General features: G+C 56.7%; 17 protein-coding genes. 6 read left to right on the top strand and 11 right to left on the bottom strand.

Going from position 1 to position 16,099, the window contains the following annotated elements:
- Window positions 1-11 precede the first annotated feature (11 nt).
- Both AYT24_RS06750 and AYT24_RS06745 read right to left on the bottom strand, forming a co-directional pair.
- Window positions 12-872 carry a nitrilase-related carbon-nitrogen hydrolase gene (locus tag AYT24_RS06750; protein WP_010933160.1) on the bottom strand — a complete coding sequence of 287 codons (861 nt, stop codon included), beginning with the start codon at window positions 870-872 and terminating at the stop codon, window positions 12-14.
- A gap of 8 nt (window positions 873-880) precedes the next feature.
- Window positions 881-2,182: an NCS2 family permease gene (locus AYT24_RS06745; protein WP_010933159.1), complete on the bottom strand. Its 1,302-nt coding sequence runs from the start codon at window positions 2,180-2,182 to the stop codon at window positions 881-883.
- A gap of 208 nt (window positions 2,183-2,390) precedes the next feature.
- Between AYT24_RS06745 and AYT24_RS06740 the strand changes: the two genes are divergently transcribed.
- Window positions 2,391-2,978, top strand: coding sequence for a peroxiredoxin (locus AYT24_RS06740; RefSeq protein WP_010933158.1), 588 nt, complete (start codon window positions 2,391-2,393; stop codon window positions 2,976-2,978).
- Between the two features lie 205 nt (window positions 2,979-3,183).
- Here the strand turns inward: AYT24_RS06740 and proS are convergent, their stop codons facing one another.
- The 3 genes from proS to AYT24_RS10530 form a co-directional block, all read right to left on the bottom strand.
- The gene (gene proS, locus AYT24_RS06735; protein WP_010933157.1) at window positions 3,184-4,629 is read right to left on the bottom strand and encodes a proline--tRNA ligase; all 1,446 of its coding nucleotides are present in this window, start codon (window positions 4,627-4,629) and stop codon (window positions 3,184-3,186) included.
- A gap of 114 nt (window positions 4,630-4,743) precedes the next feature.
- Window positions 4,744-5,484, bottom strand: a complete 741-nt coding sequence (locus AYT24_RS06730; protein ID WP_164927039.1) for a DUF4412 domain-containing protein — start codon at window positions 5,482-5,484, stop codon at window positions 4,744-4,746.
- A gap of 170 nt (window positions 5,485-5,654) precedes the next feature.
- The gene (locus AYT24_RS10530; RefSeq protein ID WP_226986786.1) at window positions 5,655-5,912 is read right to left on the bottom strand and encodes a hypothetical protein; all 258 of its coding nucleotides are present in this window, start codon (window positions 5,910-5,912) and stop codon (window positions 5,655-5,657) included.
- A gap of 93 nt (window positions 5,913-6,005) precedes the next feature.
- Between AYT24_RS10530 and prmC the strand changes: the two genes are divergently transcribed.
- The 4 genes from prmC (at window position 6,006) to dnaJ (ending at window position 9,995) form a co-directional block, all read left to right on the top strand.
- Complete coding sequence (gene prmC, locus AYT24_RS06720; protein ID WP_010933153.1) at window positions 6,006-6,890, top strand: peptide chain release factor N(5)-glutamine methyltransferase; 885 nt, start codon at window positions 6,006-6,008, stop codon at window positions 6,888-6,890.
- Window positions 6,891-7,060: 170 nt separating this feature from the next.
- Window positions 7,061-8,131, top strand: a complete 1,071-nt coding sequence (gene hrcA / locus AYT24_RS06715) for a heat-inducible transcriptional repressor HrcA (RefSeq protein WP_010933152.1) — start codon at window positions 7,061-7,063, stop codon at window positions 8,129-8,131.
- Window positions 8,132-8,153: 22 nt separating this feature from the next.
- Entirely contained in the window at window positions 8,154-8,738 is a 585-nt protein-coding gene (locus AYT24_RS06710; RefSeq protein WP_010933151.1) for a nucleotide exchange factor GrpE, read from the top strand.
- Between the two features lie 45 nt (window positions 8,739-8,783).
- Complete coding sequence (dnaJ, locus tag AYT24_RS06705; RefSeq protein WP_010933150.1) at window positions 8,784-9,995, top strand: molecular chaperone DnaJ; 1,212 nt, start codon at window positions 8,784-8,786, stop codon at window positions 9,993-9,995.
- An 87-nt stretch (window positions 9,996-10,082) separates the two neighbouring features.
- On the opposite strand, the gene AYT24_RS06700 is transcribed toward dnaJ, so the two are convergent.
- From AYT24_RS06700 to mpl, 4 genes are all read right to left on the bottom strand, one after another.
- Window positions 10,083-10,721 carry a flavodoxin domain-containing protein gene (locus tag AYT24_RS06700; protein ID WP_165439260.1) on the bottom strand — a complete coding sequence of 213 codons (639 nt, stop codon included), beginning with the start codon at window positions 10,719-10,721 and terminating at the stop codon, window positions 10,083-10,085.
- A 42-nt stretch (window positions 10,722-10,763) separates the two neighbouring features.
- Window positions 10,764-11,237, bottom strand: a complete 474-nt coding sequence (locus AYT24_RS06695) for a flavodoxin domain-containing protein (protein WP_010933148.1) — start codon at window positions 11,235-11,237, stop codon at window positions 10,764-10,766.
- Window positions 11,238-11,437: 200 nt separating this feature from the next.
- The gene (gene gap, locus AYT24_RS06690; RefSeq protein ID WP_010933146.1) at window positions 11,438-12,442 is read right to left on the bottom strand and encodes a type I glyceraldehyde-3-phosphate dehydrogenase; all 1,005 of its coding nucleotides are present in this window, start codon (window positions 12,440-12,442) and stop codon (window positions 11,438-11,440) included.
- Between the two features lie 143 nt (window positions 12,443-12,585).
- Entirely contained in the window at window positions 12,586-14,010 is a 1,425-nt protein-coding gene (mpl, locus tag AYT24_RS06685; RefSeq protein ID WP_010933145.1) for a UDP-N-acetylmuramate:L-alanyl-gamma-D-glutamyl-meso-diaminopimelate ligase, read from the bottom strand.
- 211 nt (window positions 14,011-14,221) lie between these two features.
- Between mpl and AYT24_RS06680 the strand changes: the two genes are divergently transcribed.
- A complete protein-coding gene (locus AYT24_RS06680; protein WP_010933143.1) occupies window positions 14,222-15,337 on the top strand; it encodes a DegT/DnrJ/EryC1/StrS family aminotransferase in 1,116 nt (371 codons plus the stop codon).
- Here AYT24_RS06680 and AYT24_RS06675 read toward each other — a convergent pair.
- Entirely contained in the window at window positions 15,324-15,587 is a 264-nt protein-coding gene (locus tag AYT24_RS06675; protein ID WP_164927037.1) for a hypothetical protein, read from the bottom strand. The two genes, AYT24_RS06680 and AYT24_RS06675, sit on opposite strands and share 14 nt — an antisense overlap.
- A gap of 48 nt (window positions 15,588-15,635) precedes the next feature.
- On the bottom strand, window positions 15,636-15,839 hold the full coding sequence (locus AYT24_RS06670) for an addiction module protein (protein ID WP_010933142.1): 204 nt from the start codon (window positions 15,837-15,839) through the stop codon (window positions 15,636-15,638).
- Window positions 15,840-16,099: the final 260 nt, after the last annotated feature.

The raw sequence follows: 16,099 nt of genomic DNA, 5'->3' as shown, positions 1-16,099 counted from the left end.
AGCTCCGGTTTTCACCCCTGATGCTTTGCGCTCAGCATGGTTTCGAGCTGGGAGGCAAAGAGCTTGGTGTCCTCGTCGAGGAAGTGTGATGACTGGAGCCGTACCCGCTTGACCACCGAGTAGTCGATAGTCGCGTCGAAGCTGTGCTCGCTGAACATCGGCGCGGATGCCGCGATCGATCCGTCGGGTGTGGTGACTGCCGAGTTGCCCCAGTAGGTGAAGCTGTCCTCGTTGCCCACGCGGTTGACGCAGGCAACGTAACAACTGAGCAGAAACGCGCTGGTCGAAGCGATGGTCTGCCACTGCGTCACGATGGCCGGAACGCCCTGACCGGGTGAGAGGCGCAGCGGGCTCGACATGAGCACGAGCAAAAGCTTCGCTCCCTGGTGGGCCAGCAGGTAGGGCACCGACATATGCCAGAAATCCTCGCAGATAGCGACACCGACCTTGCCGATGCGTCGCGAGGTCACGGTTTCTATCTGCCGTCCCGCCGAGAAATATCGCAGCTCCTCGAACATGCCGTAGGTCGGCAGATAGATCTTGCGGTGCACGCTCCGGCCTGCGCCATCCTCGAACATGAAGGCCGAGTTGTAGACGCCGTAGTCGTCGCTCAGCTCGATTCCCCCGCAGAAGATACAGATGTCGCGGCTCAGCTCGCGAAGCGCATCGAGCCGCCGGTCGTCGATGTGCATCGCCATGTCTTGCGCAGCGTCCTGCACGTTGTAGCCGGTCAGCGACAGCTCCGGGAAGGCGATGGCGTCCGCGCCGTCACGGATCGCCGTTTCGATGGCTTTGATGTGGCGTTCGAGATTTTCCTCGAAATTGGCCAGCGTGCAGTCGGCCTGAACGATTCTGAGCTTTGACTTGAGCATCGGTTCTCTTAATGGTAAGGATAGAAAATATAGAAGGTTGCGGAGAGGATCGCCAGCGCGGTCATGCCAGCATTGATCTCGCGGAATCTTCCCGCTAGCGCCTTGATGACGACCCAGCTGATGAAGCCCATCGTGATACCGACGCCGATATTGAAGGTGAAGAGCATCATGACGATGGTCAGGAAGGCGGGGAGCAGCTCGGTATAGTCGTTGAAATCGAAGTAACCCGCAGATTCGATCATGAACATGCCCACCAGTACGAGCACCGGCCCGTAAGCCTGTGGCGGCACAATGGTCAGGATCGGCGCGAAAAAGAGGGCAAGCAGGAACAAGCCTGCCACCACGAGTGCCGTGAAGCCGGTCTTGCCGCCCTGTTCGATGCCCGAGGCCGATTCGATGAATACCCCTGCAGTTGTGGTGCCGAAGAGTGCGGCGGCTGTGGTCGAGAGCGCATCGACCAGCATCGGCTTTTCTATCTCCGGCAGGTTGCCGTTCTCGTCGAGCAGCCGGGCGCGAGCGGAGAGACCTATCAACGTGCCCATCGTGTCGACGAAATCCATCACCAGCACGCTCAGGATTACGCCGACGAAGCCCCAGGTGAGGGCGCCGGTAATGTCGACCTGGAGCCATAGCGGCGCGATCGAAGGCGGCAGGCTGAAGAGGGTTTGGGGAAGTTGCAGCAAACCGAACGAGAGCATCAGCATTGTCGTTGCAGCCATGCCGATCACGAGCGCGCCGGTGACTTTGCGCACGAGCAGCGCACCAGTGAGCGCCAGACCACCAAGGCCGCAGAGTGCCGGAATTGTCGTCAGATCGCCGAGCTTCACCGGAGCTCCGGGCACGCCGAGTGCAACCACGCCCATGTTGGAAAGACCGAGGAAAGCGAGGAAAAGGCCTATGCCTACCGTGAAGCTGTGCTTGAGGGTCATCGGTATCGCTTCGGCCAGCCATTTTCGTGCTCCGGTGAGCGTGATGAGCGTGAAGAGCACACCGCTGACCAGAATGGCGCCGAGTGCGGTCTGCCAGGAGTAGCCAAGCGTCTTGACCACCGTATAGGCGATGAAGGCGTTTTCGCCCATGTAGGGCGCGACGGCGAAGGGGCGCTTTGCATACAGGCCCATCAGCACCGTGCCGAACACCGCTGTCAGGATGGTTGCGGTCATCGAAGCGCCGCGCGGCATCCCGGTGGCTTCGAGGATGGCCGGGTTGACGACGATGATGTAGGAAAGCGTGAAAAAGGTGGTCAGCCCCGCCAGAACCTCCTGCTGGTAACTCGTCCCGTGCCTGTCGAATTCGAAGAAATTCCGCATGGTCTTGATAGCAAACACGTTATGGTTAAGTTGAAAAGTACGAATAATGCGACAGACTTTGTACCGTTGAGCATTCCGGCAAAGATTCAAATCGCATTAAACAAAAAAAGCAAATAGATGTTTGATACTTGTACCCTGTTTTTTATATTGGATAATATTAGTCTTATTTAAAGGATCACCATCAAACAAAATTAAAGGAGATACAGTCATGAGTGTACTCGTAGGCCGTCCAGCCCCAGATTTCAATGCAGCAGCAGTCGTAAACGGCTCGACGTTCGTCGATTCCTGTCAGCTTTCAGCGTATCGTGGCAAATATGTCGTGCTGTTTTTCTATCCTCTCGACTTCACCTTTGTTTGCCCGACGGAGTTGCACGCATTTCAGGAGAAGCTCGATGAGTTCAAGAAGCGCAATGTCGAGGTGCTCGGTTGCTCGGTTGACTCCAAATTCTCGCACTTCGCCTGGCTTAACACCCCGCGCAGCAAAGGCGGCATACAGGGCGTGACCTACCCGCTCATCTCCGACATCAACAAGACCATTGCCAAAGACTACGATGTGCTGACTCCCGATGGCAGTGTGGCGCTGAGGGGTCTATTCCTGATTGACAAGGAGGGCATCGTTCGCCACCAGGTGGTTAACGATCTCGGCATCGGCAGGAACATCGACGAGGTGCTCCGGATCGTCGATGCGCTTCAGTTCACCGAGGAGTTCGGCGAGGTCTGCCCGGCCAACTGGAACAAGGGCGACAAGACCATGAAGCCGACCGACGAGGGGCTGAAAGAATACTTCGCGGAATAAGTGCGGAATAAGGTATAAGGGCGAGCCCCAGTGTTTGCTCTTTCGTAAGGGCAGTATCGACAGGTATGGGCTGCCCTCGATGTAACGACTCCCCTGCAAAACAGTATCGCGGGGGAGGCGTTTTTTGTGGAAGACAGCAAACGAGCTGGACAGGAATGAAGAGCACAGGAGCAGGCGTTGCGCCTGCCTTTTTTTGCAATTCAGATCAGTACGCCTTGGCGAATACCACCTTCTGCGCTGCCGGTTTGCCGCTGCGGATGCAGGTGCCCGGCTCGTCCATGTTGTATTGCTGGCGGTATTCTTCGTCGGTTGGTATTACCCGGATCGTGGCTTTGGTCTCCTCCTTGATGAGCGCTTCGGTTTCGTGCGTTCCGTCCCAGTGGGCGATGACGAAGCCTTTCTCCACGCTTGCCTTGAACTCTTCCCAAGTCGTTGCTTCGACGGTGTTGTCCAGCCTGAATTGCAGGGCACGGTCGTAGAGGTTCTGCTGGATGTTGTTGAGAATCTCCTCGATGTTGATTGTCAGTTCGTCGTCAAGCAGCAACTCGGTCTTCTCGAACGTGTCGCGGCGAGCGACGATGCATTTGCCCTGCTCGAGGTCGCGCGGACCAAGCTCGATCCTGACCGGGATGCCCTGCAATTCGTACTCGGCGAACTTCCAGCCGGGCGAGTTGTTTTCGCTGTCATCGACGAAGGTCGGGATGCCATGCCTGTTCAGAGTTTTGGCGATGAAGCGCGCACGGGCGCGAACTTCGTCCTTGTTGCCCTTGAGGATCGGGATGATCACCACCTGCCGCGAGGCGAGTTTCGGTGGCAGTACGAGGCCCTTGTCGTCGGAGTGCGCCATGATGAGCGCGCCGATCAGCCGCGTCGAAACGCCCCAGCTCGTCGCCCAGACGTAGTCGAGGACGCCGTCCTTGGTCTGGAACTGGCAGTCGAACGCCTTGGCAAAGTTTTGGCCGAGGTTGTGCGAGGTGCCCGCCTGCAGCGCCTTACCGTCCTGCATCATTGCTTCGATGCAGTAGGTGGCGTCTGCGCCTGCGAACTTCTCGCTCTCGCTCTTTTTGCCGACGATCACCGGCATTGCCATGTACTCCTCGGCGAAGGTGCGATAGATGTTGATCATGCGGATCACCTCCTCCTGTGCCTCCTCCGGCGTGGCGTGGGCGGTGTGCCCCTCCTGCCAGAGGAACTCGGTGGTTCTCAGGAACAGGCGGGTGCGCATCTCCCAGCGAACGACGTTGGCCCACTGGTTGATGAGAATCGGCAGGTCGCGGTACGACTGTATCCATTTTTTATATGATGACCAGATGATGGTCTCCGAGGTGGGGCGGACGTAGAGTTTTTCAGCCAGCTCCTCGCCGCCGCCATGGGTTACCACGGCGCACTCCGGTGCGAATCCCTCGATGTGCTCGGCCTCCTTGGCGATGAAGCTTTCGGGGATGAACATCGGGAAGTAGGCGTTCACGTGGCCGGTCTGCTTGAACATGCCGTCCAGCGCCGCCTGCATCTTTTCCCAGATGGCGTAGCCGTTCGGGCGGATGACCATGCAGCCACGGACGTCCGAATAGTCGGCCAGTTTTGCTGACCGGACAAGGTCGATATACCATTGAGAATAGTCCTCTTGCCTCGAAGTGATTTTATCAGCCACGGTAATGCTTGTGATTTGAATTGTAGGAAAATACGGCGGTGGCGAGCCCGCGCACCAATGCGATTTGTAAAAGTAATGAAATGAAAGCAGATAACATCGTTCAGCCGGAACCGTTCACTCTTCGAATTTTTTCATCTTCTCCATGAGCTGGCGCAGGTGCTCTTTCTGCCGCTTGTCGATGTTGATCTGGTTGGGTTCGGTTTGCCGGTAGCCCGCCGGAACCCGGAAGCTCGATTCTGGAGTCGGCTTTGGCATGACCTTTTGCATTTGCATGATATAAAGCCCGTTGCCGTTCTTCTGGACGATTTTGGCCGGAAAACCATCGACACCGTTCTGTTTGAGCACGCGCGCGAGCGAGGTGTTCGACAGACGAGGGTTCTGCGATTGCAGGAGCCGGAAGGTCGAGAAGTCGGCAAGCCCTTTCGTCATCCAGAGGTCGAGCGTATCGGTTGAGCTGGTTAGCCGAACGTGTTCGCACGGGTAGCCCTTGACGGTTTCCAGGCCGACGCGCGTGAAGCGGTAGTTGCTGTCGAAGTCGAGCAAGGTGGCGCTCTCGGCTGCGCTTCGCAGGTTCACAATGCTCCAGCTTTTCGACTTGTGATTGACGATGATTGCCTCGTCGGGCGTGGAGCGGCGGGTGATGACGGTTGTTCTGAGTGGCTCCGGAATCCGGTCGAGCATCATGGTCATCTCCATCTTTTGATCGCGTACGCCGAAGAGATAGGTGATGTCCGCCTTGCCGTTAGGCATGGTGAGCTTCATATCCATCTCGCCGGTGAACGCGGCATGTACACTCGACGGAATGGCGAGGATCAGGATGAGCAGGGCGGGAAGAACGCTGAATAGTCGTCTCATCGGAGGCAATCGGTTGCTGGTGTTTGGCAAAATATCGCAAAAAAACGGAGGAGGAAAGAACTGCTTGCCTCTTTTTCGACGTTATTTTGAGGCGTTTCTTTTTGTAGAGGCAGACCTGCGTATTCGCCCTTGTCGGGCTCTACCCTTTGTTCATCTGAAAAAGCGTATCTTCAACGAGCATTGTGCGATAAAAACCAATCTGCCAGAAGAGCCCCATGAGCACCAAATCCATCACCCATGCCAGCCCGAACAGGGCTGTAGCGCAAACCGAAAAAAGTTCCGACGCTCCGGTCGAGATAAAAATCCCGCAACGGATGATAAATTTGCCGGTCGCCCCTTCGAAGCAGCTTCTCGGAAAGATCGTTGTGCTGGTTTTGTCGGCAATAGCGCTTGTCGCTGGGTGGTTTTATTTCTTCTCTTGAGAGCATTGAGCCGTAGTCATTTCTATTGGTTTTCTTTCATTGCCTCGCCCCTCCAAAATTCGTAAATATCCCCCAATTCCATAACCCAAACCACAAGTCATGCCCGAAGAGAAAGTGTGGAGCGTTGTCGAGCTGCTCAAGACGACCATCGCGTTTTTTGCCGAGAAGAAGATCGACGAACCTCGTCTTTCAGCGGAGTTGCTTTTGGGGCATGTTTTGGGATTGCAGCGGCTTCAGCTTTATCTCGATCACGAGCGGCCGTTGACGCTGAAAGAGCTTGAGGCGTTCCGGGCGGCTTGCCGGGAGCGCTTGCAGGGCAGGCCGGTGCAGTACATTGCGGGAGAGGCGTTTTTTTACGGCTACCAGTTTTTCGTCGATGAGCGGGTGCTGATTCCTCGTCCGGAGACCGAACTGGTGCTCGAACATGCGATGGAGCGGCTGGCCGCAAGTGGCCTCGATTCTGCCGATTCGCCGTCAATTCTCGACGTCGGCACCGGCAGCGGTTGCATCGCCATCACGCTTGCCCTGCGCCTGCCTGGCGCTCGTGTTACCGCCGCCGATGTCTCCGCCGATGCGCTCGATGTCGCCCGCCGCAATGCCGATGCGCACGGTGTGAGCGAACGCATCCGCTTCGTCGAAGCCGATGCGCTCAGCGCTTCGTTTGCTGACGCCGTTGGCGGGCCGTTCGATCTGCTCGTCTCCAATCCGCCCTACATTCCAGAAGCGGAGTGGGCAACCCTGCAGGAGGAGGTGAGGCGGTACGAACCGCGCCTGGCGTTGGTTGCACCTACCGGTTTCGAGTATTACCAGAGCATCGCCGTCGCCGCGCCGTCGCTGCTTCGCAAGGGTGGCGTGCTCTGCTTCGAGCTTCATGCCGACGGCGCGGCTGAGGTCAGAAACCTGCTCGGTTCCAGCTTCGCCGACGTTCAGGTCATGCAGGATTACAACAAGCTCGATCGCGGGCTTTCGTGCATGGCACAGTAAGCCCTTGCGGTTTATTCAAAGTTAATTTTCTGTATATTGTTTGCCGTTGCGGGCGATGGGCTTCTCAAGGCAACTATCAGGGAGCTTTCGCTGTTAATGCATATCGGCCCCAAATAGCTTTGCCGCGCCGATTCGCGCGGAATCAGTTTCAAGTTACAGGCGGTTTCCAGATGAATTATCGTGATTTGACCCTGCGTGAACGTCAGGTTCTCGGTATTATCATACAGTCGTACGTCGTTTCGGCGATGCCGGTCGGTTCGCGTACCATCGCGCGAAACTATAACCTCGGCCTGTCGGACGCTACCATTCGCAACGTCATGGCCGACCTGGAGGCGGATGGATTCATCAGCCAGCCGCACACCTCCGCCGGTCGGGTGCCGACCGACAAGGGGTATCGCTATTACGTCGATCTGATCATGAACGTCAGCCGGATTGATGAAGAGGAAAAGCGGATGATCGACGATCGTTTCAGCAATCGCAATTCGGAGCTGAAGGGCACCTCCGCCGAAGTGCTGGGCACGGCGGCGCGGGTTCTGGGCAGCATTTCGCGACAGCTCGCCGTGGTGCTGCCGCCGAGGCTCTCCAACGCGGTTTTCGAACGGCTTGATATTGTGCAGCTCGCCTCGTCGCGGATCATGGTGGTTATTGCCATCCAGTCGCTTTTTGTCAAGACCATCGTCATGGAGCTGAACGCGGAAATATCCCGGCAGAAGATCGACGCCGTGGTCGATGTGCTCAATGAACGCCTGCCGGGGCTGACGCTCGAAGAGATTCGCAGCACCATCGCCCAGCGCCTTTCGGACTTCAAGGGCAGCGAAGAGCTCATGAACAGCATCGTCAGCTCGGCTGACACGCTTTTCGATGAATCCTCCATTCTCGAACAGCTCTATGTTTCGGGCACCGAGAACATCGTTGATCAGCCCGAGTTCAAACAGCCAGAGAAGGTGCGCGACATCATCACCATGATCGAGGACAAGTTCGGCATGGCCAGGCTTGTCGATAACGCGGTCCCCTCGGCGCTTCGCCAGGTCAGCGAGTGCGAGGTGGCCATCAGCATCGGCACCGAGAACCGCACGGGCAAGGCCGCCGACCTGACCATTGTTTCGTCGCCCTACTTCGCGGGCAAGATGATTGGCAGAGTTGGCGTCATGGGGCCGAAGCGGATGAATTACGAACACGCCGTGCGCGTAGTGAACTACATGGCGGGCTGCCTTTCAGAGGCGCTCTCCGGAAATAATTAATTTTAAATATTTTTTCGTCATTATGAGCAGAAAGCACCACAAGGAACAGGAAGAGATACAGGAGCAGGAGACGATCAGCGCTGGGGCGGCTGAAACGCCTGCCGAAGAGACGGCGGCGATTCCTGCGGCGACCGAGGCTGACATGGATGCCGAAATCTCGGCTCGCGATGCCGAGATACAGAAGCTGCGCGAAGAGGTGATGCGCCGCGCCGCCGAGTTCGAGAATTTCCGGAAGCAGAAAGAGCGCGAAGCCGCGCTGTCGGGTACGCGGATGCTGGAGAACATCGTGCGCGAACTGTTGCCGCTGATCGATGACCTGAAGCGTCTCATGAGCCACATTCCCGCCGAAATGCAGGCGATGGCCGAGGCCAAACCTTTTATCGAGGGCGTGGAACTGATCCACAAAAACTTCATGTCGCTGCTTGAGCGCAAAGGGGTCAAGGAGATCGAGGCCAAAGGCAAGATGCTCGATGTCAACTTCCACGAAGCGATCACGCAGATCGACGCGCCGGGCGCGGAGCCCGACACCATCGTCGAGGAGTACCAGACCGGCTACACGCTTGGAGACAGGGTGATCCGTCATGCCAAGGTGATCGTCGCGAAATAACTATCAGGTTATCAGGTTCAGATATAAATAGTGAGAGTATAAACGATGAAGAGAGATTACTATGAAATCCTTGGCGTCGCCCGTTCGGCGGACAAGGATGAAATAAAGAAGGCTTACCGCAAGCTGGCCCTGAAATATCACCCGGACAAGAATCCTGACAACAAGGAGGCTGAGGAGAAGTTCAAAGAGGTCAACGAGGCGTACGAAGTCCTGAGCAACGACGACAAGCGCCGTCGCTACGACCAGTTCGGCCATGCGGGCGTCGGCTCATCAGCGGCATCGGGCAGTGGCCCCGGTGGTGCGGGATATGGCGATATCAATGATATTTTCAGTGCTTTCAACGATATGTTCAGTGGCGGCGGAGGCCGTGCACGCACTGGCGGATCGCCATTCAGCGGTTTCGAAGATGTCTTCAGCGGCGGCTTTTCGGGTAGTGGCAGCGGGCGTCGGCGCTCGGCTGGCATCCAGGGCACCGATCTCAAGATTCGCCTCAAGCTGACGCTCGAAGAGATCGCCAAAGGGGTTGAGAAGACGATCAAGATCAAAAAGCTGGTGACCTGTCGGGAGTGCAACGGCACTGGCTCGAAGAGCGGCAAGACCGAGATCTGCCCGACCTGCCACGGAAGCGGTGAAGTTCGCCAGGCCACCAAAACGATGTTCGGGCAGTTCATGAACATCTCTGTCTGCCCGACTTGCGGCGGCGAAGGGCGGGTGGTCAAGGATCGCTGCCCTTCCTGCTATGGTGAAGGCATCAAGCAGGGTGAAGCGACCGTCAAGATCACCGTGCCTGCGGGTGTGCAGGATGGCAACTACCTGACGCTTCAGGGGCAGGGCAACGCGGGACCGAGGGGCGGAGCGCCCGGCGACCTGATCGTGGTGATCGAGGAGAAGCCGCATGAGTTGTTCAAGCGCAACGGCGACGATATCATCTACGATCTTTCGGTTGGTTTCCCTGATCTGGTTATGGGTACCAAGATCGAAGTGCCAACGCTCGATGGTCACGTCAAACTGACCATTCCTGCAGGTACCCAGCCGAACACGATGCTGCGCATTGGCGGCAAGGGTATCGGCCACTTGCGAGGTGGCGGTAGTGGCGACCTGTACGTCAGGGTGAATGTTTTTGTGCCGAAGGAGGTCAGCGGCAAGGATCGCGACTTGTTGAAGGAGCTGAAGAAATCGACGGTCATCTGCCCGAACCATGGCGATGAAAACCATGAAAAGAGCATTTTCGAAAAGGCAAAAGATATTTTCAGCTGAGGCGTTGTCAGATTCCTTGATCCCAGAAAAAATAAAAAGCCGTCATCGCAAGGTGACGGCTTTTTCGTTTCTGTCGGAATTTCAGGCTCACATGCCCATGGGGCTGGAGCGTGCTGCGTCAAGCACCTCCGGCGTGATGTAGGTGATGCCGTTCGCCTCGGCATAAGCGTACAGCGCCCCTTTGATTTTGTCGGCGAAGAACGGCGGCAGGTTGTTGACCAGCTCGCGTGCCTCGTCGCTCCACTGGATTTTGTGGTTACGGAAGCCGGAGCGGGGTCTGCTGGCCCGGCGGTACCCTTCGTCGATCTCGTCCACGAAGTCGGCGATGATCTCTTCGTCGGCTATCTGATGCGGATGGATCACCTTTTCGGCGAGAATTCTGTTGCGAATCAGATGAATCTTGAGCTGCGGCAGATAAAGTGTCTGGGCCATCGGTTCGGGGCTTCCACAGGTCACGAAGAGCGCGACACTCTTGTTTCGCAGGTAGCGCTTCAGGTTGCTCTGCACCAGTGCGCCAAGCAGCTGCGAAGAGACGACCAGGTAGTACACGGGGGCACCGAGGATCACCACATCGAATTCGCGGACGAAGCTGTAGTCGGCTGTCGCCTTGCAGCGGGCTTTCTCGACATAGGCTCCGGTCTCAGCGAGCTGTTGGCCAATCGAATCGATCAGTTTGTCGGTTGAACCGCCAGTGGAACGGCTGTCATAGAGGATAATGGCTCTCATCTGGCGTTCGTTGTCAGGAGTCATAGAGTACGTTTTGTTGAATCAGCGTGCCTTGCCGTAGGCATCCAGAATGTTTTTCGTGAACTCTGTGATCGCGTTCTGATCGCTGGTCTCTGCGGGAGCGAACACTTTTTCGGCAAGGATCACCGGGTTGTCGAGATGCATTTTGAGTTGCGGCAGGTAGAGGAACTGCGCCATCGGCTCCGGGCTGCCGCAGATGACGAAGAGCGCCACTTTTTTGCCTTTGAGGACGGTTCTCAGGTTGCTCTGCGAGAGCGAACCACTCAGTTTCGAGGCGACGAGCAGATAGTAAATCGGCGCGCCGAGAATTACGAGATCGAACTCTTCGACGAAGCTGTAGTCCGCGTTGGGCTTGCAGCGGGCTTTTTCCACATACGCTCCGGCCTGGGCAAGATTTCTGCCGATAGCATCAATCAGCCTGTCCGCAGAACCACCGACGGCCATGCTGTCATACAGGATAATGACCTTTTTTGGCGTGTCGATGGTGCTGGTCATGGGTGTTGGCGTTTAGAATTGAGCCTGACTCCGAAATGTAGTTTAATAATAAGACATTACTTTTTCACGGCAAAATCGGGAGGGGCCAAGCTGATCAACCATTCCTCTCATAAGTCCCATAAGAAAAATGCTCTTTACAACGCAGAAGGGCCGCCTTTTCAGGCAGCCCTTCTGATTACAAACTTCCGTGAAACCGGTTCTTACACGAACTTCGAGTAGATGCCGAGCAGGTCAACCACGCGGGTGGCGTAGCCGAGTTCGTTGTCGTACCAGCCGACGATTTTCACCATGTTGCCGGAGCTCATGGTCAGCGGCGAGTCGAAGATGCAAGAGTGGGCGTTGCCGACGATGTCGCAGGAGACGATTGGATCGACGTTGTACTCGAGGATGCCTTTCATCGGGCCTTCTGCGGCAGCCTTCATGACGGCGTTGATTTCCTCTTTGGTGGCCGATTTCTCGATGATGACCGACAGGTCGGTGACCGAACCGTCTGGAATCGGGACCCTCATGGCGAAGCCGTCGAGCTTGCCGGCAAGTTCGGGAAGCACTTCGCCGATCGCTTTGGCCGCTCCGGTCGAGGTCGGGATGATCGAACAGGCCGCAGCGCGTGCACGGCGCAGATCCTTGTGCGGAAGGTCGAGAATGTTCTGGTCGTTGGTGTAGGCGTGCACGGTGGTCATGAAGCCTTTGACGATGCCGAAGTTGTCGTTGAGTACCTTGGTCATCGGGGCGAGGCAGTTGGTGGTGCAGCTCGCGTTGGAGATAATCTCCTCCTTGCCGGTGATGCTCTTGTCGTTGACGCCTATGACGATGGTGGCGTCGATCTTGTCTTTTGCGGGAGCGGAGATGATAACCTTCTTCGCGCCAGCGGCGAGGTGTTTCGAAGCGGCTTCGCGGCTGGTGAAGATGCCGGTCGATTCAACCACAAGGGTAGCACCGAGCGAGGCCCAGGGAAGCTGAGCGGGATCTTTCTGCGCACAGATGGCGATGGTTCTGCCGTTGACGATGAGATTGTCGCCTTCGATCGTGACTTCACCGTTGAATTTCTTGTGGGAGCTGTCGTATTTGAGCAGGTGGGCAAGGGTTTTCACATCGGTCAGATCGTTGATTCCGACGATCTCGATTTCAGGATTCTCCATGGCCTGTCTGAAAACCAGACGGCCAATGCGGCCAAAACCATTGATACCAACTTTTACTTTCGCCATAACAGGTCTTTATATATGGGTTTAACAAAAACGATAATGATCACGGCCCGGTTCCGGATTGTTGCCTCGACGGCGTCACTCGTTCTCCGGGACTGAACAAAAATCACAAGATAAAAAGATATAGAACTTCGCCGGTGAAATCTTTATGAATTTTTTTGAAAACTTTCGGCCAGCATCTCCTTCAGGCCGCTGAAACTGCCGTTGCTCAGGAGCACGACCACGTCGCCCGGCTGTTGTTCAGCTTCGATGAACCGGACAATATCCTCCGGATAATTCTCGCTTCCTGCGGCAAAAACGCGTTTGCCATTTGCCTTCAGCTCTCGGCACAGCAGCGCTGCATCAAGCCTTTCTTCGGGGGCGTAGCGCTCCGGACGGTTTACTTTGCCGAGCACCACGATCGCGGCATCGCCGAAGCATTCCGACAGCTCGTGCTGGAAAATGTTGCGGCTGGTGGTGTTGGAGCGCGGCTCGAAACAGGCGATGATACGCCGACCGGGGTAATGCTCTGCAATTGCGCCGAGCGTGAGGCGGATGGCCGTCGGATGGTGCGCGAAATCCTCGATGAGCGTGATGCCGCCCGCATACTCGCCGACGAGCTCCATGCGGCGCTTCGGGCGCTTAAAGCTGCAAAGACCGCGCGTGACCGACTCGAAGCTCACACCAGCGCGGATTGCCGCCGCTGTGGCGGCGAGCGCATTCATCACGTTGTAGTTGCCGAAGAGCGGCACTTTGACCCGCCCGATCGCTTCGCTGTCGCGCACGACGGTGAACGAAGTACCATCGGTATCTGTCGCTATGTCCGCCGCTGTCCACTCCGCGTTACCGTTCAGGCCGAAGGTCTCGACGCGGCAGAATGCCTTGGCGGAAACCTCCATCGAATTCGGATCGTCCGCGTTGACGATCAGCAAGCCATTCGACGGCACGAGGTTCACCAGCAGGCGGAAGCTTTTCTTGATGTCGTCGAGCGAATCGAAGATGTCCGCATGGTCGAACTCGACGTTGTTGATGATCGCGATGTCGGGGCGGTAGTGCAGGAACTTGCTGCGCTTGTCGAAAAAGGCCGAGTCGTACTCGTCGCCCTCGGTCACGAAAAACCCCGGCTCTGAGAGGCCCGATGGACGGCAGCCGTCGCCGAAATTCTCGGGAATGCCGCCGATGAGGAAGCCCGGCAGGAGCCCTCCCGCTTCGAGCAGCCACGCCACGAGCGAGGTGGTTGTTGTCTTGCCGTGCGTACCCGCCACCACGATCGAGGTGTGGCGACCAATCAGCTCGCGCCGCACCAGTTGCGGCATCGAAATCAGCTCCATGTGCTGATCGAGCGCATATTCGAGGTCAGGATTGCCCCGGCTTATCGCGTTGCCTACTACCACCAGGTCGGGCGTGGCGCTCTTCAGGTTCTCTGCTGAAAAGCTGTTGAAATAGCGGATGTTATGGTTTTCGAGGTAGGTGCTCATCGGGGGATAGAGCTGCGTGTCCGAGCCGGTGACAGCGTGGCCCATGTGCGAAAGCGCCACGGCGACCGAAGCCATTGCCGAGCCGCCGATGCCGATGAAGTAAATGGAACTCATGGATGGTTTTGCGATTGGTTGAACATCTGTGAACTCTCACCGGCTTTTTTCTTTCTCAAAACCGGTATCGATTTCGATGAATAATAGTAAGTAAAATCGACACTTGAGCAAAACACAGCGCTGTCTGTTCGAACTTTCGGGATTGAGTCGATGAATCCGTATAATATCAAATCGAATTTTTTCAGGAACATCATCTTAGCCCAATAAAATTATGCAGTTCATCGACCTCATAACCCAGAAAAACCGCATCCGCGAGAACCTCATGAAGCGTATCGAGCGGATCATCGACAGCGCCCAGTTCGTCATGGGTCCCGAAGTGCTCGAAGCCGAGAAAAAGCTTGCCGAGTACGTCGGCACGAAGCACTGTGTTTCGTGCGCCTCCGGCACCGACGCGCTGCTCATTCCGCTTATGGCCAAGGGCATCGGCCCCGGAGACGCGGTGCTCACCACGCCGTTCACCTTCGTGGCCACCGCTGAGGTCGTCAGCCTTGTGGGCGCGACGCCGGTGTTCGTCGATGTGCTGCCCGGTACCTTCAACATCAACCCTGATGGCGTCGCCCCGGCGGTCGAAGAGGCGCGCAAAAAGGGGTTAAATCCGAAAGCCCTGATTCCAGTCGATTTGTTCGGCTTGCCCGCCGAGTACGACCGCCTCGAAAAGGTGGCAGCCGAGCAGGGACTCTGGATTCTCGAAGACGCCGCGCAGGGCTTCGGCGGCACGGTCGGCGGCAGGAGGGCGGGCAGCTTCGGCCTTGTCGGCGCGACCTCATTCTTCCCGGCCAAGCCGCTCGGCTGCTACGGCGATGGCGGCGCGATTTTCACCAACGACGACGAGCTGCTTGAACTGCTGATCTCCGTGCGCGTGCACGGCGGCGGTTCGGACAAATACAACAACGAGCGCATCGGCCTCAACGGCCGCTTCGACGCCATCCAGGCGGCAGTCATCAACGAAAAACTCACCATCTTCGACGACGAACTTGACCTGCGCAACAAGGTCGCCGCTGCCTACAGCGCCCGCCTGAAGGATCGCGTCGTCGTTCCCGAAGTCCCGGAAGGTTACACCTCCTGCTGGGCGCAATACTCCGTGCTCGCCAACTCCACCGACGACCGCACGAAGCTCATGGCCGCGCTGAAGGACGCGGGCATCCCCTCGGCGATCTACTATCCGATCCCGCTGCACCTCCAGAAAGCCTACGAAAATCTCGGCTACAAACCCGGCGACTTCCCGGTCTCGGAAGATTTCAGCGCGAGGGTTTTTGCTCTGCCGATGCATCCGTATCTGAAGGAAGAGGAGATCGAGCAGATTTGCAGGGTGATTACGAGGGCGTGAGAAATTGCCGGGAGCGTTCGACGGTGTAGCAGCCGAAGCCGTCGGCGCTCCCGGCATCACCAATGCTACGTTGGAAAAGATTGGCGGGGATCACATTGTGGAGATTGTGTGCCAAAGAGTACACGGCGAAACCCTTCTGCGATACGTGTTCCATACCCAAAAGGAGTTCGAAGTGCGGAGGCGACTGCAGCATCGGCAGCACGGGCAAACTCATAGCCAAGTCCTTGGGCTTTTGATTCATACCTGGCATGAGCCTCCAGAAGTTCTTGCTCAGCCTCTGGCCGAACTACAATTCTCATTACGATTTTCCCGAAAACAATCGTGATTTGACCTGTTCCCGCGGAACGGCTGTCGAAGGGTCGGCGCGATGCTCGGCAACGCGACGATGCAGTTCATCTTTTTGCGTTTGTGATAATAGCTCAATCGTATCCGACGCTTCGGCGGCAATGCTGTTCCAGATATCCTCGACAAGCTGAATACGCTCAAATACGGAAAGCTTCAACTATTCAGTACTGATGGCAGGTGTTGACATGGTGCTTCTCTCAATCAAAGTCAATATTCATCAAAAAAACAGCGCGTTTGGTTTGACTATCCTGTGTCTACAATAGGCATAGTCCGTTGATCGTTCCAATAGGAGCCTCAGAGAGGTTCCCAAAAACATCAATCCACCAATGTATTTCCATAGCACTCGCGCCAAGTGTTTCGGCTTGTTCATCATTCGATTCTGCGGCGATCAATCCAAACGGGATGCTTCTCTTCACT

Source organism: Chlorobaculum tepidum TLS, assembly GCF_000006985.1.
GTDB lineage: Bacteria > Bacteroidota > Chlorobiia > Chlorobiales > Chlorobiaceae > Chlorobaculum > Chlorobaculum tepidum.
The sequence above is the reverse complement of the archived record's forward strand: the minus strand, read 5'-3'. Positions and strand labels throughout refer to the sequence as shown.

Coding starts and splice junctions, on each gene's coding strand:
- AYT24_RS06750 (WP_010933160.1), bottom strand. CDS start 872: ATGCTCAAGTCAAAGCTCAGAATCGTTCAGGCCGACTGCACGCTGGCC.
- AYT24_RS06745 (WP_010933159.1), bottom strand. CDS start 2,182: ATGCGGAATTTCTTCGAATTCGACAGGCACGGGACGAGTTACCAGCAG.
- AYT24_RS06740 (WP_010933158.1), top strand. CDS start 2,391: ATGAGTGTACTCGTAGGCCGTCCAGCCCCAGATTTCAATGCAGCAGCA.
- AYT24_RS06730 (WP_164927039.1), bottom strand. CDS start 5,484: ATGAGACGACTATTCAGCGTTCTTCCCGCCCTGCTCATCCTGATCCTC.
- AYT24_RS10530 (WP_226986786.1), bottom strand. CDS start 5,912: ATGCTCTCAAGAGAAGAAATAAAACCACCCAGCGACAAGCGCTATTGC.
- prmC (WP_010933153.1), top strand. CDS start 6,006: ATGCCCGAAGAGAAAGTGTGGAGCGTTGTCGAGCTGCTCAAGACGACC.
- hrcA (WP_010933152.1), top strand. CDS start 7,061: ATGAATTATCGTGATTTGACCCTGCGTGAACGTCAGGTTCTCGGTATT.
- AYT24_RS06710 (WP_010933151.1), top strand. CDS start 8,154: ATGAGCAGAAAGCACCACAAGGAACAGGAAGAGATACAGGAGCAGGAG.
- dnaJ (WP_010933150.1), top strand. CDS start 8,784: ATGAAGAGAGATTACTATGAAATCCTTGGCGTCGCCCGTTCGGCGGAC.
- AYT24_RS06700 (WP_165439260.1), bottom strand. CDS start 10,721: ATGAGAGCCATTATCCTCTATGACAGCCGTTCCACTGGCGGTTCAACC.
- AYT24_RS06695 (WP_010933148.1), bottom strand. CDS start 11,237: ATGACCAGCACCATCGACACGCCAAAAAAGGTCATTATCCTGTATGAC.
- gap (WP_010933146.1), bottom strand. CDS start 12,442: ATGGCGAAAGTAAAAGTTGGTATCAATGGTTTTGGCCGCATTGGCCGT.
- mpl (WP_010933145.1), bottom strand. CDS start 14,010: ATGAGTTCCATTTACTTCATCGGCATCGGCGGCTCGGCAATGGCTTCG.
- AYT24_RS06680 (WP_010933143.1), top strand. CDS start 14,222: ATGCAGTTCATCGACCTCATAACCCAGAAAAACCGCATCCGCGAGAAC.
- AYT24_RS06675 (WP_164927037.1), bottom strand. CDS start 15,587: ATGCCAGGTATGAATCAAAAGCCCAAGGACTTGGCTATGAGTTTGCCC.